The 14586-nt window shown below is 63.3% G+C and carries 14 protein-coding genes; 8 read left to right on the top strand and 6 right to left on the bottom strand.

Going from position 1 to position 14586, the window contains the following annotated elements:
- Nucleotides 1-3: 3 nt before the first annotated feature.
- Nucleotides 4-969, bottom strand: coding sequence for a quinone oxidoreductase family protein (locus QRN54_RS17250; RefSeq protein WP_285182585.1), 966 nt, complete (start codon nt 967-969; stop codon nt 4-6).
- Between the two features lie 83 nt (nt 970-1052).
- On the opposite strand from QRN54_RS17250, the gene QRN54_RS17245 reads away from it, so the two are divergent.
- A complete protein-coding gene (locus QRN54_RS17245; protein WP_003945032.1) occupies nt 1053-1415 on the top strand; it encodes a hypothetical protein in 363 nt (120 codons plus the stop codon).
- Between the two features lie 63 nt (nt 1416-1478).
- Here the strand turns inward: QRN54_RS17245 and QRN54_RS17240 are convergent, their stop codons facing one another.
- From QRN54_RS17240 to mptB, 5 genes are all read right to left on the bottom strand, one after another.
- Nucleotides 1479-2453 carry a COX15/CtaA family protein gene (locus QRN54_RS17240; protein ID WP_021332987.1) on the bottom strand — a complete coding sequence of 325 codons (975 nt, stop codon included), beginning with the start codon at nt 2451-2453 and terminating at the stop codon, nt 1479-1481.
- Between the two features lie 146 nt (nt 2454-2599).
- Nucleotides 2600-3994 (bottom strand): hypothetical protein, encoded by a 1395-nt coding sequence (locus tag QRN54_RS17235; protein WP_285182685.1) that lies wholly within the window; start codon nt 3992-3994, stop codon nt 2600-2602.
- A gap of 47 nt (nt 3995-4041) precedes the next feature.
- Nucleotides 4042-4878, bottom strand: coding sequence for an ABC transporter permease (locus QRN54_RS17230; RefSeq protein WP_502944058.1), 837 nt, complete (start codon nt 4876-4878; stop codon nt 4042-4044).
- A gap of 14 nt (nt 4879-4892) precedes the next feature.
- Nucleotides 4893-5834 (bottom strand): ABC transporter ATP-binding protein, encoded by a 942-nt coding sequence (locus QRN54_RS17225; RefSeq protein WP_007727917.1) that lies wholly within the window; start codon nt 5832-5834, stop codon nt 4893-4895.
- Nucleotides 5831-7585, bottom strand: a complete 1755-nt coding sequence (gene mptB / locus QRN54_RS17220; RefSeq protein ID WP_502944057.1) for a polyprenol phosphomannose-dependent alpha 1,6 mannosyltransferase MptB — start codon at nt 7583-7585, stop codon at nt 5831-5833. The genes QRN54_RS17225 and mptB overlap by 4 nt, the downstream gene beginning before the upstream one ends.
- Nucleotides 7586-7715: 130 nt before the next feature.
- Between mptB and QRN54_RS17215 the strand changes: the two genes are divergently transcribed.
- From QRN54_RS17215 to QRN54_RS17185, 7 genes are all read left to right on the top strand, one after another.
- Nucleotides 7716-8462 carry a helix-turn-helix transcriptional regulator gene (locus QRN54_RS17215; RefSeq protein WP_269455348.1) on the top strand — a complete coding sequence of 249 codons (747 nt, stop codon included), beginning with the start codon at nt 7716-7718 and terminating at the stop codon, nt 8460-8462.
- A gap of 155 nt (nt 8463-8617) precedes the next feature.
- Nucleotides 8618-10078, top strand: a complete 1461-nt coding sequence (sufB, locus tag QRN54_RS17210) for a Fe-S cluster assembly protein SufB (protein ID WP_003944799.1) — start codon at nt 8618-8620, stop codon at nt 10076-10078.
- Nucleotides 10078-11298 (top strand): Fe-S cluster assembly protein SufD, encoded by a 1221-nt coding sequence (sufD, locus tag QRN54_RS17205; protein ID WP_042919809.1) that lies wholly within the window; start codon nt 10078-10080, stop codon nt 11296-11298. The genes sufB and sufD overlap by 1 nt, the downstream gene beginning before the upstream one ends.
- Before the next feature lie 61 nt (nt 11299-11359).
- Entirely contained in the window at nt 11360-12166 is an 807-nt protein-coding gene (sufC, locus tag QRN54_RS17200; RefSeq protein ID WP_003944795.1) for a Fe-S cluster assembly ATPase SufC, read from the top strand.
- 5 nt (nt 12167-12171) lie between these two features.
- The gene (locus QRN54_RS17195) at nt 12172-13437 is read left to right on the top strand and encodes a cysteine desulfurase (RefSeq protein WP_003944865.1); all 1266 of its coding nucleotides are present in this window, start codon (nt 12172-12174) and stop codon (nt 13435-13437) included.
- Between the two features lie 3 nt (nt 13438-13440).
- Nucleotides 13441-13944: a Fe-S cluster assembly sulfur transfer protein SufU gene (sufU, locus tag QRN54_RS17190; protein ID WP_003944894.1), complete on the top strand. Its 504-nt coding sequence runs from the start codon at nt 13441-13443 to the stop codon at nt 13942-13944.
- Nucleotides 13941-14363 (top strand): metal-sulfur cluster assembly factor, encoded by a 423-nt coding sequence (locus tag QRN54_RS17185; protein ID WP_003944963.1) that lies wholly within the window; start codon nt 13941-13943, stop codon nt 14361-14363. The genes sufU and QRN54_RS17185 overlap by 4 nt, the downstream gene beginning before the upstream one ends.
- Nucleotides 14364-14586: the final 223 nt, after the last annotated feature.

Here is a 14586-nt window from a genome sequence, read left to right as displayed (position 1 = left end):
TCGCTAGGGAATCAGAACGATCGACCCGGTCGTTGCTCGACCTTCCAGATCCCGATGGGCTGTTGCCGCGTCGGCGAGGGGATACTCGGCGCCGACGCGAATATCGAGCTTCCCGTCCGCAATGGCGTCGAAGACATCGCCGGCACGCCAGGTCAGTTCCTCACGAGTGCGAATGTGATGCGCGAGCGTCGGACGCGTCAGGAACAGCGAACCCGACGAATTGAGCCGCTGCGGGTCGACAGGCGGAACCGGTCCACTGGCCGCACCGAACAAAGCGACCGTGCCGCGGATGCGCACGGAAGCCAAGCTCGAATCAAAAGTTGTCGCACCGACGCCGTCGTATGCCGCCTCTACTCCTTCGCCGCCGGTCAACTCCCGGACTCGCGCTGCTATGTCCTCGTCGTACCGCAGGACCTCCGAGGCACCGGCGCCGCGCGAGAGTTCTTCTTTTGCGTCCGATGACACAGTCGTGATGACCCTCGCCCCGAGGCTGACGGCCATCTGCGTCAGGATCAACCCGACGCCGCCCGCGCCTGCGTGCACGAGCACGGTGTCGCCGCTCTGGATCGGATACGTCGACTTCGCGAGGTAGTGCGCTGTCATCCCCTGCAGGAGCGCCGACGCTGCGGCCGATGCCGGGACACCGTCAGGCACTTTCACGGCGACTGCGGCGGGAACAGCCACCTTCTCGGCATAGCTGCCAGTGGCAGCGGCCCACGCGACCCGGTCGCCCACGGCGAATTCGTTGACCTCGGAACCGACAGCTTCGACGACACCGCTGCCCTCGTCGCCGGGAATGTAGGGGAGCGGACGCTTGTACTGGCCCATTCGGAAGTACGTGTCGATGAAATTGATGCCGATCGCTTCGGTCTTGACGAGTAGATCGTCTGGGCCGGGTGTCGGTTCGGGTTGTTCGGTCAGAGTCAGAACGTCTGGTCCGCCGGTCTCGGTCACGTAGATGGCTCGCATGGTTTCTGTTCTACACCCGAGGCGGCCGACGCTCAGTCCATGCCTGGTGTCGCTTCCGGGCTACCGACCAGTATTGTCGAGTCATGAGCACCGATACCGAGAAGTCGGACGCCACCCCGTCCGCGCCGGAACTGCCGAAGTCCACGGTGAACGCCATCACCAAGTTCGTCGCCGAGCACGGCGGCTCCGCCAGCGCCGTCATCCAGCCGGTCGGCCTGGCCGGCGTTCGCATCACCCTCGTAGGTGCCGACGGCATCCTCGGTGATCAGGTCGTCGAGGACCTCGCCACGGCAAACGCGGTCGTCGCGTCCTTCGACAACGTCACCGTCGCCGAGTGGGAGCGCGAACTGACGAGCATCGTCACCCCGCAGGAAGGCCATTTCAAGAAGATGGCCGGCTGGGTCGCCAACCAGACTCGGTTCCCGAAAGCTCGCAACGAATCCTGAAATGACGTGTGGGGCGTAGGAACACCTTTTGGTGTTCCTACGCCCCACACGTGTCTTGAAGCGTCAGACAGCTGGTATCGGCGAATTGGTCGGCGTGTACTGGCGGGTCTTACCCGCAGCCCAAACTGCTGCGGTCGCAGCCGTGCACAGTCCCGCACCGGCGACGTGCATGATCACCAGAACTTCCGGCACATCGGTGAAGTACTGCACGACACCGATGAGCGACTGCGCGAGGATCAGTCCCAGCAGGACCTTCAGACGAATCTTCACGGCTGCGGATGTCCCGACCGCATACAGGCCGAAGGTCAGACCCACGACCAGCGCGAGATATCCGACCAGAAGCTGTGAGTGCAGATGGACTAGCGTCACGATCTCGATCTCCAGGCGAGGCACCGTCCGGTCCAGCCCCTTGTCGCCGGCGTGCGGGCCTGCGCCCGTTACGAGAGTTCCAGCGACCAAAACGCCGGCGAGCGCGACACCTGACAGCGCGGTAAGCCAGCGCAACGGCTTCGGCATCACGACCAGAGTTGTTGCTTCGTCGGGTTCCGCGATCTTCGCGTACATCACCGTGGCAACCCAGACCATCAGCATCGACGCAACCAGGTGAATGGCGACCGTCCACCACAGCAAGCCTGTGAGGACGGTGATACCGCCGATCACTGCCTGAACGACAGTGCCGAGCGGCATCATCCAGGCGTAGACAAGCACCTCTTTGCGTCGGCGAGCGCGAGTCACCGCAAGCACGATCGCAGCGGCGACGATGACGACCAGGAAGGTCAGCAGGCGGTTGCCGAACTCGACGGCTTGGTGAATCACCGCGACCTGTCCGTGGCCGACCGGGACGAAGCTACCGGGGAAGCACTGCGGCCACGTCGGGCAACCGAGTCCCGAGTCCGTCACGCGCACCACCGCGCCGGTGACAGCGATGCCGCCCTGCGTCAGGATCACGATGAACGCGATGATCTTCTGCGTTTTCAGCGAGGGGAGAGGTAGTCGATCCACCAAGCGTAAAAATCCGGCATACACACGATTCACCACGCCAACGATCGTAGTTCCCCATCAACTACACAGTGTCGTTGGGGCCAGCTCGCTCCGCGCCTGCCCCGCGTCGTTGGGGCCAGCTCGCTCCGCGCCTGCCCCGACTCGACGAGACCAGAACTGCGCAGCCGTGGGGCCAGCTCGCGTCAGTTCGCGCGAACTCGCACGATTCCCGAGATCGTTCCCTGGAAGTACTCGCCCGACTCGGTGATGAGTGCAGACATCTGAAGGGTGTCGTTGAGGATCGTCGACGGCAGGGGAGTCGAACCTATCTGCGCCCCGTCCTTCGAGTCGATCACCGCGAAGGAGTAACCGTCCAGCGGAGAGGTGTTCGGAGCACCGTCCCGTGTCACCGTGTAAATCGAGCCGTCAGCCGTCGAGAGGTGGGGTACCGCGGAGCTGCGAATCGTGTTGTCCCACACGACATGGCAGCCGACCGGATCGATGTCGACGCGGGTCATTCCGCCGTTGAAGGGTGCCGTGGCGGGGACCGCTGGACCGGCACCTTCAGGAGTCGTGGGGTACGGGTATCCGTAAGTGCCGGCGACGTAGACGGAATGACCGATGCCGACGGGGGAGTTCTCGCTGCCGCTCGGTGAGCCGTCCTGGCTGGCAGCGGACAACACCGGCTGCGTGCACACCTCGGCGCCCGTGTCAGCGCGATAGACATGCAAGCTCACTGTCGGGTGGGCGTTGTCGACGATGGTCAAGAAATCGCTGCCCGTCGACGGGCCGAAGTATGTCGGCGTCGATCCGGTTCCCCAGCTGAGCTGACCCGGATTACGGGCCGGCCCGCGGTCGTACGGCTGACGCCAGTCGATGACGACCTCGTCGCCATTTCGCTTCAGTTGGTAGAGCGCGTGGGTCGTTGCGACGGCAGTGCCCGTCGGGGAGGTGGAGATGCTGTTCTGCACCTGTTCACCTTCGGGGAGTGCAATGCTGTGCGCGATTCGATCCGCGCCGACATACCCGACGGTGCCGTGCCCGGTGGCGAACCAGACATTGCCTTCCCAGTCCGGAGCGAGGCCGGTGACGTTGTCATCGGCGGCAACCGCACCACTGAGATCGACTACATCCGCGAGTTCCAGCCGCCAACTGCCGTCCGGATTCTGCGCATGGGAAATGCGGACCAGTTGACGGTTTCCGTCGACGGCTACGAGACGGTTCTCGTTGTCGAGGTAGGCGTAGACGCCGCCGAGCAGACTGCCCTTCGCGAGCGGCAGTTGTGCTACGGATCTACCCAACGGCGTGGCGTCGGCCTTCGGATCGATCAAATGGACGGTCGGGATCTGGCCGATCATCGTCGTGCAGAGCGAGACGACCATGCCGTCGGAACCCTGGAGGACCGTCGGGCAGGCGGCCATCATCGGGAAAGCAGTCACCTCGTGGGGGCCGGTTCCTGGACCAGGCAGCGGAGTGACGTCGGACGAGCCCGCGTCACCGTGCATGGTGGAAGTACCGACGGGACCGAGGTACGGATTTGCAGGTGCGAGTGGACCGGACACCGAAGGGGTCGCCGTTGCGGGTCCGGCACACAACATGACTGTTGCGGCCACACAGCCGACGATCTGAGCTGTCCGTCGTGTACTCACGTGAACTTGAACCACCTTGCTGCGCAGACTCCGGCCACTGCGGCCCAGATGAGAAGTACGAGAATCGAGAACCAGTCCATCGAGGTGTCGAGGGCCGCTTCGAGTGCGTGTGCGAGAGCGCCGGACGGAACAATGCGTACCAGCGTGTGAACGGCGGTCGGAAGTTCGCCGCTGGCGAAGACCACACTGCCGATGCCCACCATGATGAACCACAGGATGTTGGCGAGAGCGAGAACGATCTCTGCGCGCAAAGTACCGCCGAGCAGGAGGCCAAGCGCTGCAAATGTGACAGTACCGATGGCAATGACCACTGCGCCGAGTACAAGTTCGACGAACGACGGACGCCATCCCAACGCCAAACCGATAGCGCCGAGCAAGAGTGACTGCAGAGCCACGACGATGATGACGGCAGCGCTCTTGCCTGCGATGATTCCCCACCGCGGTAGCGGCGTTGCACCGAGTCGCTTGAGCGCGCCGTATCGGCGGTCGAATCCGACGGCGATGGCCTGTCCGGTGAACGCCGTCGACATCACGGCAACCATCATGACACCAGGGAGCACGGTATCGACCCGAGAATCGCCCAAATCGCCGATCGGAAGTAGACACAGTCCGATGAGCAGGGTGATCGGGATGAACATGGTGAGCAGCAATTGCTCACCGTTGCGGAGCAGAAGAGTCAGCTCCAGTTTGGTCTGCGCCTTCAGCATCTTGGCCGCCGAATTGGGGCGGGGATCCGGCGAGAAGGTGCCTGGCTCGAAGCGGTTCTCGGCGAGCCGCCGGTCTCTGGCAACGCTGATGGGACTGCTCTGGCCGTTCGACGCTGTTTCGTTCATGACCTTGATCTCCGTCATCCCCTCAGTTCCCGGCCCGTCAATTCGAGGAAGACGTCTTCCAGACTCCGTTGATCGACGCGAATGTCGTTGATCAGCACGTCCTGATCGGCACACCACGTTGCGACAGTCGCCACGGTTGCCGGATCGATTGCACCTTCGACGACGTAGGTGCCGGGGTTGGATTCCTCGATGCGGAACCCGGCGAGTGAACCGGCCAGCGAATCGAGGCTCAAACCGGGAACCGTCGTCAGACGGAGTTGTCCTTCGGCGCCCTTGCTGGTGACCTCCGCCGGCGTTCCCGACGCGACGATCTTGCCGTGGTCGATGATGACCAGTTCGTCGGCGAGCGCTTCGGCCTCGTCCATGAGGTGTGTGGTGAGCAGGACGCTCACGCCGTCGCGTCGCAGAGCGTCGATGAGTTCCCACACGAGTAGACGTGCCTGAGCGTCGAGGCCGGCGGTGGGTTCGTCCAGAAATACCAATTCGGGACGGCCGACCAGCGCGCACGCCAGGGACAGTCGTTGCTGCTGGCCTCCGGAGAGGCGGCGGTACGGGGTCTTGCGCGCATCGGTGAGGCCGAGTTTGGAAAGGAGCCAGGCGGGATCGAGCGGGTCGGCCGAGTATGCGGCCACGAGGTCGAGCATTTCCCCGGCCTTGGACCCGGGGTACGCGCCGCCGCCCTGCAGCATGACGCCGATTCGCGAGCGGACTTCACCGGAGTCGGCGATGGGGTCGAGACCGAGCACTCGAACCGTGCCGGCATCGGGGGTGACAAACCCTTCGCACATCTCGACGGTGGTTGTCTTACCGGCTCCGTTGGGGCCGAGCAGGGCAACGACCTGGGCCGTCTCGACAGTGAGATCGATACCGTCGACGGCTCGAACACCGTCGAAGGACTTGACGACACCCTGGATCTGTACCGCCGGCGTCGACGATCTGGAGGCTCTCGAGGTCACGGGGAATCAGCGTAAGCCCCCGCCGAGTTGTCTTCGTCTACCGGTCCGCCTTTCGTGATCTCCGCTACTGGCTTGTCGCTACGCCAGGGGAGTGAATTGCGGGTGAAGACGATGAGCGTTCCGGCGGTGAGGATGGTCGCGATGACGGCCTGCACGATCATGAACGGAAGGTATTCGGCGCCGTTGGACATCAACATGACGCTGACGATCGAGGTGAAGACGACGGCAGGGATGCGGAAAATCGGCGCGGTGGCCCACGCCGCCAACGGAAGGATCGCCCACAGCAGGTACCACGGCTGAACGACGGGGAACAGGAGAACGATCGCGCCGAGCGCGATGCCGAGTCCGCCGACCGGATGGATGCGGCCCATGTAGACCGAGATCATCATCCGTGCGGTGACGAGCATGGCGACGAGAGTAGCGATGGGCCGCGTGATCGTGAGGATCGCCGTCGTGTGATCGCCGAGTCCGAGCAGTACGCCTGCCAATCCCGTGCCGACGCCCAGGAGCGTCGGGATGGACATCCAACTCCGGACTGCCGTGGCGGTGTCGAGGGTGTTGATCCAACCCATACCGAGCCCACTGGCCACGCTGATGACAAACGTGACGACAGCGGCAACGATGCCCAGGAGAATCGCGGCTCCCGCCAGGGCCTTCCAGGTTCCACCCCAACGCCGAGCCAAGGCCATGCCGACAAATCCCAAGGCAAGCAAGGACGGAATTTTGACGGTCGACGACAAGGCGATCAAACCTGATCCCGCAACGAGATAGAACAGCGCTCGCCCACGGATGGGCCCGGACCCTTCGACTGCGCGGAGAGCGATCTCGATTCCGGCGAGCATCAACCCGAGCATGAGCGCTTCGTTGTGGATGCCGGCCACCAAGTGGAAGAGCAACAGCGGGTTCGCGGCACCGAGCCAGAGCGAACTGACGGCAGAGACACCGCATCGCTTGGCCAGTCGCGGTATCGCCCACACGATGAGCGCGACGCCGGCCAATGCGAGCAAGCGGTGCAAGAAGATTCCGGCCACGATGTTGTCGCCGGTCAGTGAGCTGATCCCGCGTCCCAGCCACAGGAAGAACGGTCCGTACGGAGCCGGGGTGTCGCGCCAGATCGTCGGAACCGTGCGGGTGAGAACGTGGTCGACGCCCAGTGCCGCCTTGGGGCCGATGGCGTACGGATCGAGTCCACGGGCCGCGATTTCGCTTTGAGCCAGATACGAGTAGACGTCGCGGCTGAACATCGGCGGTGCGACCGAGAGCGGCAGGATCCACAGCAGGAGTGTGCGGTCCAACTGGGAACGGGTCATGCGCCGCGGTGCGCCGGAACGGCTGCGTATGTCCCCGACTGCAAATCGGCCCATCATCAGCCAGGCCAGAACGACGAGCACGGTTCCGGTCATCGTCATGGTGAGTGAGACCGTCGGCATACGTCCGGGAAGGCTGAGGACTCGAAGTCCTGCGGTCGGATTCTGCAGGACGGGTTGCGCGCCGGCGCCGAGCGCTCCGACTGCCATCAAGACCGCGCCGGTTGCGCCGAATCGGCGGATCCCTCGCAGTTGTGCGGTTTCCTTCGCGTTCAGGCCCGGGCGCTCGTCCTCGTCGCCGTGCAGCACCGCGGCCATACTCTGCCGGGGAGCGGATCCGAAAGGTCGAACGCCGATTGTGGAAAGCGCGAGTGCCTTGGGTTTTTCCAGCAGGATCGCGAGCGCCGATCGCGCGGTCGTCGTCTTCTCGGGGGTCTGCGGCACACCAGGCAGCGTAGCGGCTCCATCCAGCCGGACAGACAAGCACAAACAACGTACGTTGTCCGGATATTCCCGAATGTAATGCAGGTTGCCCTTAGTAGACCTGCGAAAAGAATTCCGTCACACTTGTGTTGTGAAAAGAAATGCGTCAGACCCACGAAGCAAGGAAGTTGCAGGTCAGCCCACTGTAGCGGCCTCGCCGAGTGCTGCCGCAAATCCGGTGACGGTGAGCGTCGAAGGTCAGACGCGGGCGGCAGTGGTCAAGCTGCTACTCGAAGAAGGCCCCATTACCGCCTCCGAAATCGGCACGCGCCTCGGTTTGAGTGCCGCAGGTGTCCGACGTCACTTGGATGCGTTGATCGAGTCCGGCGAAGCCCGAACTGCTTCGGCGTCGTCGCTGCGTCAGCGTGGACGAGGTCGTCCCGCCAAGCAGTTCCAGATCACCGCGACCGGTCGCGGCCGCCTCGGCCACACCTACGACGATCTGGCGGGAGCCGCGATGCGGCAACTCCGTGAAATCGGCGGAGACGCGGCAATCGAGGAGTTCGCCAAGCGTCGGGTTCAGGCGATCGTCGGAGACGTCGAACCGGCTGATCCGACAGATGTCGACAACGTCGAGGCGACAGCGGACGCAATCGCCGAAGCCTTCAACGCGGTGGGGTTCGCGGCGTCGACCCGGCCGGTCGGCAACGGCGTGCAGATCTGCCAACACCATTGCCCGGTTTCCCATGTGGCAGAAGAGTTTCCGGAACTGTGCGAGGCAGAGCAGCAAGCATTCCGGCAATTGCTCGGGACTCATGTTCAGCGTCTGGCGACCATCGCCAACGGTGACTGCGCCTGCACGACGCACGTGCCCCTCGTGTCCACCGGGAGTAGATGACCGGACCAGAGTGTTCTACAGAGCGTTGCCACCGTGCAGCGTTCGAATAGAGATTTTTCAGCTAGTTCTTCAAAGTCAGAACTGCTCGACCACAGCGACCAGCCCTCGCTGAACCCGAGCAGCCGTCAAGAAACAAGACTCCGGAAGGAGCTCGCATGACCGTCACATCAGACCAGGCGACTACCACTGCGGCAGCAGGCACCGAGCCGCTCACGCAGGAAGAGACCATCGCGTCCCTCGGTCATTACGGCTACGGCTGGTCCGATTCCGACGAAGCCGGAGCCAGCGCGCAGCGCGGGTTGTCCGAGGCTGTCGTGCGGGACATCTCCGCCAAGAAGAGCGAGCCCGAGTGGATGCTCGACATCCGCCTCAAGGCGCTGCGCACCTTCGACAAGAAGCCGATGCCGAACTGGGGCAGCGACCTCGAAGGTATTCACTTCGACAACATCAAGTACTTCGTCCGGTCCAGCGAGAAGCAGGCCGAGTCGTGGGAAGACCTGCCCGAGGACATCAAGAACACGTACGACAAGCTCGGCATCCCCGAGGCGGAGAAGCAGCGCCTCGTTGCCGGCGTCGCAGCTCAGTACGAGTCCGAGGTCGTCTACCACTCGATCCGTGAGGACCTCGAGGAGCAGGGCGTCATCTTCCTCGACACGGACACCGGTCTCAAGCAGCACCCGGAGCTGTTCAAGGAGTACTTCGGATCGGTCATCCCGGCCGGCGACAACAAGTTCTCCGCGCTGAACACCGCCGTGTGGTCCGGCGGCTCGTTCATCTACGTTCCGCCGGGAGTCCACGTGGACATCCCGCTGCAGGCGTACTTCCGCATCAACACCGAGAACATGGGTCAGTTCGAGCGCACCCTGATCATCGTCGACGAAGATGCCTCCGTGCACTATGTCGAGGGTTGCACCGCGCCGATCTACAAGTCCGATTCACTGCACTCGGCCGTCGTCGAGATCATCGTGAAGAAGGGCGGCCACTGCCGCTACACGACCATCCAGAACTGGTCCAACAACGTCTACAACCTGGTGACCAAGCGCACCAAGGTCGAGGCAGGCGGATCCATGGAGTGGGTCGACGGCAACATCGGCTCCAAGGTCACCATGAAGTACCCGGCCGTGTGGCTGATGGGCGAGTACGCCCGCGGTGAGGTTCTCTCCGTTGCGTTCTCCGGCGAGGGCCAGCACCAGGACACCGGCGCCAAGATGCTCCACCTCGCGCCGCACACGTCCTCGACCATCATCAGCAAGTCTGTCGCCCGCGGCGGTGGACGTGCGTCGTACCGCGGTCTGGTGCAGGTCAACAAGGGTGCCCACGGTTCCAAGTCGACCGTCAAGTGTGACGCTCTGCTCGTCGACCAGATCAGCCGCAGCGACACCTACCCGTACGTCGACATCCGCGAGGACGACGTCACCATGGGTCACGAGGCCACCGTCTCCAAGGTCAGTGACGATCAGCTCTTCTACCTGATGAGCCGCGGACTGACCGAGGACGAGGCGATGGCCACCATCGTGCGTGGATTCGTCGAGCCCATCGCGAAGGAACTCCCGATGGAGTACGCGCTCGAGCTCAACCGCCTTATCGAACTTCAGATGGAAGGGGCTGTGGGTTAGTGACCACGCCAGAGACCGGAGTCATCGGAGCTGTTGCCGGGGAGAACCCGACCGCTCCTGTAAAGGGTGCAGCCACCGGCTCACCCATCACGAACAAGGGTGAGCAGTTCTCCTCGTTCGACGTCAATGCTTTCGAGGTTCCCGGCGGACGTGACGAGATCTGGCGGTTCACCCCGCTGCGTCGTCTCCGGGGATTGCACGACGGCAGCGCCGTCGCCAACGGACAGGTCACCGTCGAGGTCGACGGCGGAAGCGACATCACCGTCGAGACCGTCGGGCGTGACGACGCACGTCTGGGCAAAGCCGGCGTTCCCGCTGATCGCATTGCAGCGCAGGCGTATTCGAGCTTCGAGACGGCAACGGTCATCTCGGTTGGCGCCGAGGTCGAGGTCGAGAAGCCCGTCGTGGTCACCATGACCGGCCCCGGAGTCGACAACGTCGCCTACGGACACACCCAGATTCGTCTGGCGCAGTTCGCCAAGGCGACGTTCGTGATCGACCAGCGCGGCAGCGGAACCTTCGCGGAGAACATCGAATTCGTTCTCGGTGACAGTGCGCAGCTGACGGTGGTGGCCATCCAGGACTGGGCGGACGACGCAGTTCACGTGACGTCACACCACGCTCGCCTGAACCGCGACGCAGTGCTTCGATACACCTCGATCAGCCTGGGCGGCGACCTGGTTCGCCTGTCCGCCACCGTCAAGTACGACGGACCGGGCGGCGACGCCGAACTGCTCGGCCTGTACTTCGCCGACGCCGGCCAGCATCTGGAACAGCGTCTGCTGGTGGACCATTCGCAGCCCAACTGCAAGTCCAACGTGGTCTACAAGGGTGCGCTTCAGGGAGATCCCGGATCCGGCAAGCCCGACGCGCACACCGTGTGGATCGGCGACGTTCTCATCCGCGCCGCAGCGGAGGGCACCGACACGTTCGAGCTCAACCGCAACCTGGTGCTGACCGACGGCGCCCGCGCCGACTCGGTTCCGAACCTCGAAATCGAAACCGGTGAGATCGTCGGGGCCGGCCACGCAAGTGCAACGGGACGTTTCGACGACGAGCAGCTGTTCTACCTGCGTGCTCGTGGTATCCCGGAGGATCAGGCTCGTCGTCTGGTCGTACGTGGGTTCTTCCACGAAATCATCAACAAGATCGCTGTTCCCGAGGTGCGCGATCGCCTCGAAGCCGCAGTCGAAGCCGAACTCGCAGCCGTCGGCTCCTGACCGCCCCGCCTGCGGCACCACCCCGTCGCTACGCTCGCCCGCCTCATCTTGAAGGAATTTCATGTCTACCAGTGACAACACCACCACCTCGGTCCTCGAGGTTCGTGACCTGCACGTCGAGGTCGCCAACTCCGATGCCAACGCCGAGCCCATCCAGATCCTCAAGGGCGTCGACCTGACGGTCCGCTCGGGGGAGACCCACGCGATCATGGGCCCCAACGGCTCCGGCAAGTCGACTCTGTCGTACGCCATCGCCGGTCACCCCAAGTACCAGGTCACGTCCGGCTCCATCACCCTCAACGGTGAAGACGTCCTCGCAATGAGCGTCGACGAGCGTGCACGTGCCGGGCTCTTCCTGGCCATGCAGTACCCCGTCGAGGTTCCCGGCGTTTCCATGTCCAACTTCCTGCGCACCGCCGCTACGGCCGTGCGAGGCGAGGCTCCCAAGCTGCGCCACTGGGTCAAGGAAGTCAAGGAAGCCCTCAGCGAGCTCGAGATCGATCCCTCGTTCATCGAGCGCTCGGTCAACGAAGGCTTCTCCGGTGGCGAGAAGAAGCGCCACGAGATCCTGCAGTTGGGCATGCTCAAGCCGAAGATCGCGATCCTCGACGAGACCGACTCCGGCCTCGACGTCGACGCTCTGCGCACCGTCTCCGAAGGCGTCAACCGCTACAAGGAGCGCGAGAACGGCGGCGTTCTGCTGATCACGCACTACACGCGCATTCTGCGCTACATCAACCCCGACTTCGTTCACGTGTTCGTCGGTGGCCGCATCGTCGAGTCCGGTGGACCGGAGCTGGCCGACGAGCTCGAGACCAACGGCTACGTTCGTTTCACCGCGGACACCGCAGCTACCCAGGGAGCGTAATCACGATGACCACCTCGGTGCGCGAGCTCGACGTCACAGCGGTTCGGGCCGACTTCCCGATCCTGGCGCGAACCGTGCGCGACGGAAAACCTTTGGTGTACTTGGATTCCGGCGCTACCTCGCAGCGTCCGGTCCAGGTTCTCGATGCCGAACGGGACTTCCTGACCACGTGTAACGCGGCAGTACACCGGGGTGCTCATCAGCTCGCAGAAGAGGCGACGGACGCGTACGAGAATGCTCGCGCCACCATCGCTTCCTTCGTGGGTGCGGATTCGGACGAGTTGGTGTTCACCAAGAACGCCACCGAGGCTCTCAATCTGGTGACCTACGTTCTCGGTGACGATCGCTTCGACCGCCATGTCGGTCCTGGCGACGAAATCGTCATCACCGAACTCGAACACCACGCCAACCTCGTTCCCTGGCAGGAACTCGCGCGCCGCACCGGTGCGACGCTCAAGTGGTACGGCGTCACCGACGACGGCCGGATCGATCTCGATTCGCTGGAGCTGACGGACGCGGTGAAGGTCGTTTCGTTCACCCACCAGTCCAACGTGACCGGCGCGATCGCGCCCGTCGAGGAATTGGTGCGACGAGCACGCGCCGTCGGTGCACTCGTCGTGCTCGACGCGTGCCAGTCGGTGCCTCACATGGCGGTCGACTTCCACGAACTGGGAGTGGATTACGCGGCGTTCTCCGGTCACAAGATGCTCGGCCCTTCGGGGGTCGGAGTTCTCTACGGCCGTCGTGAACTGCTGGCAGCGATGCCTCCGTTCATCACCGGTGGCTCGATGATCGAGACGGTCACCATGGAGGTCAGCACTTACGCGCCACCGCCTCAGCGTTTCGAAGCCGGCGTACCGATGACCTCACAGGTGGTCGGGTTGGGCGCTGCCGTGGATTACCTGAACACCTTCGGGATGGACGCAGTCGCCGCGCACGAGCACGTGTTGGTGGAGGCTGCTCTCGAAAAGTTGTCGGCGATCGAAGGTCTGCGCATCATCGGACCGCAGACGTCCGAGAACCGCGGCGGAGCGATTTCCTTTGTCGTGGACGGTATTCACGCCCACGACCTCGGACAGATCCTCGACGACGAGGGCGTCGCGATTCGCGTCGGACACCATTGTGCGTGGCCGCTGCATCGTAAGTTCGGTGTCGCTGCGACGGCCCGTGCGTCGTTTGCGCTCTACAACACCACCGCGGAAATCGATGTTCTCGTTGCCGCGATCAAGCGTGCGCAGGAATTTTTCGGTGTCGCAGGGGAGTTGAACTGAATCATGCGCATGGAGCAGATGTATCAGGAAGTGATCCTCGATCACTACAAACATCCGCACGGCCGCGGACTCCGTGAGCCGTTCGGCGCCGAGGTGCACCACGTCAACCCGACGTGTGGCGACGAGGTGACGTTGCGCGTCCAGATATCCGAGGACGGAACGGTCTCCGACGTCTCGTACGACGGTCAGGGTTGTTCGATCAGCCAGGCGTCGACGTCGGTGCTCAACGACCTCGTCATCGGGATGCAGGTCACCGACGCACTGAAGACGGTGACGGCGTTCAACGAGATGGTGAGCAGTCGGGGCACCGTCGAGGGGGACGAGGACGTTCTCGGCGACGGTATCGCGTTCGTCGGAGTCTCGAAGTATCCGGCACGCGTGAAGTGCGCCTTGCTCGGATGGATGGCATTCAAGGATGCTGTAGTCCAGATTGTCGACGGCAGTGCTGTGACGACGGCGGACAGCAGCAGTGAATTGGTCGACACGACTGAAGGACAGGGATCATGACCGAGACACAACCAGTGCAGGACGCCGAGGTCGGCGCTCCGGTGAATCCGAATCCCGATTCCACTGCGGAATTCGGTGGCGCACAGGGCAGTGGCACTGTCCCGTCGCCTGAGCGACTCGACGAACTCGAAGAAGCGATGCGCGACGTCGTCGACCCCGAACTGGGAATCAACGTCGTCGATCTCGGCTTGGTCTACGGACTCTTCGAAGACGACGGTGTCGTCACGATCGACATGACTTTGACGTCGGCGGCGTGCCCGTTGACCGACGTGATCGAGGACCAGGCACGCGGCGCACTTGTGCGCAGCGATCTGTGTACCGACATGAAGATCAACTGGGTGTGGTTGCCGCCGTGGGGACCGGACAAGATCACCGAAGACGGACGCGAGCAACTGCGCGCACTCGGCTTCACGGTCTGACAAGTAACCTCGGCACGATCAACTGAATAGATTTCACCGGAGCGTCGGTGCCCGTTCGTCGGGTACCGGCGCTTCGGTTTGTTATATAGGGCCGTTTTAGCCATGATATTCAGGACAATAGTCCCAAATGGTTGTTTGATGAATATTTGCTGGAAGCTGACTGATCGGTAACATCGCAGCTGATTGTCACGATGTGATCTCCGGCGGGCGATTTGCCAGTTTC

Origin of the sequence: Rhodococcus sp. MEB032 (assembly GCF_030208925.1) — a bacterium.
Classification (GTDB): Bacteria; Actinomycetota; Actinomycetes; order Mycobacteriales; family Mycobacteriaceae; genus Rhodococcus_F; species Rhodococcus_F qingshengii.
This window is presented reverse-complemented; position numbering and strand designations above follow the sequence as displayed.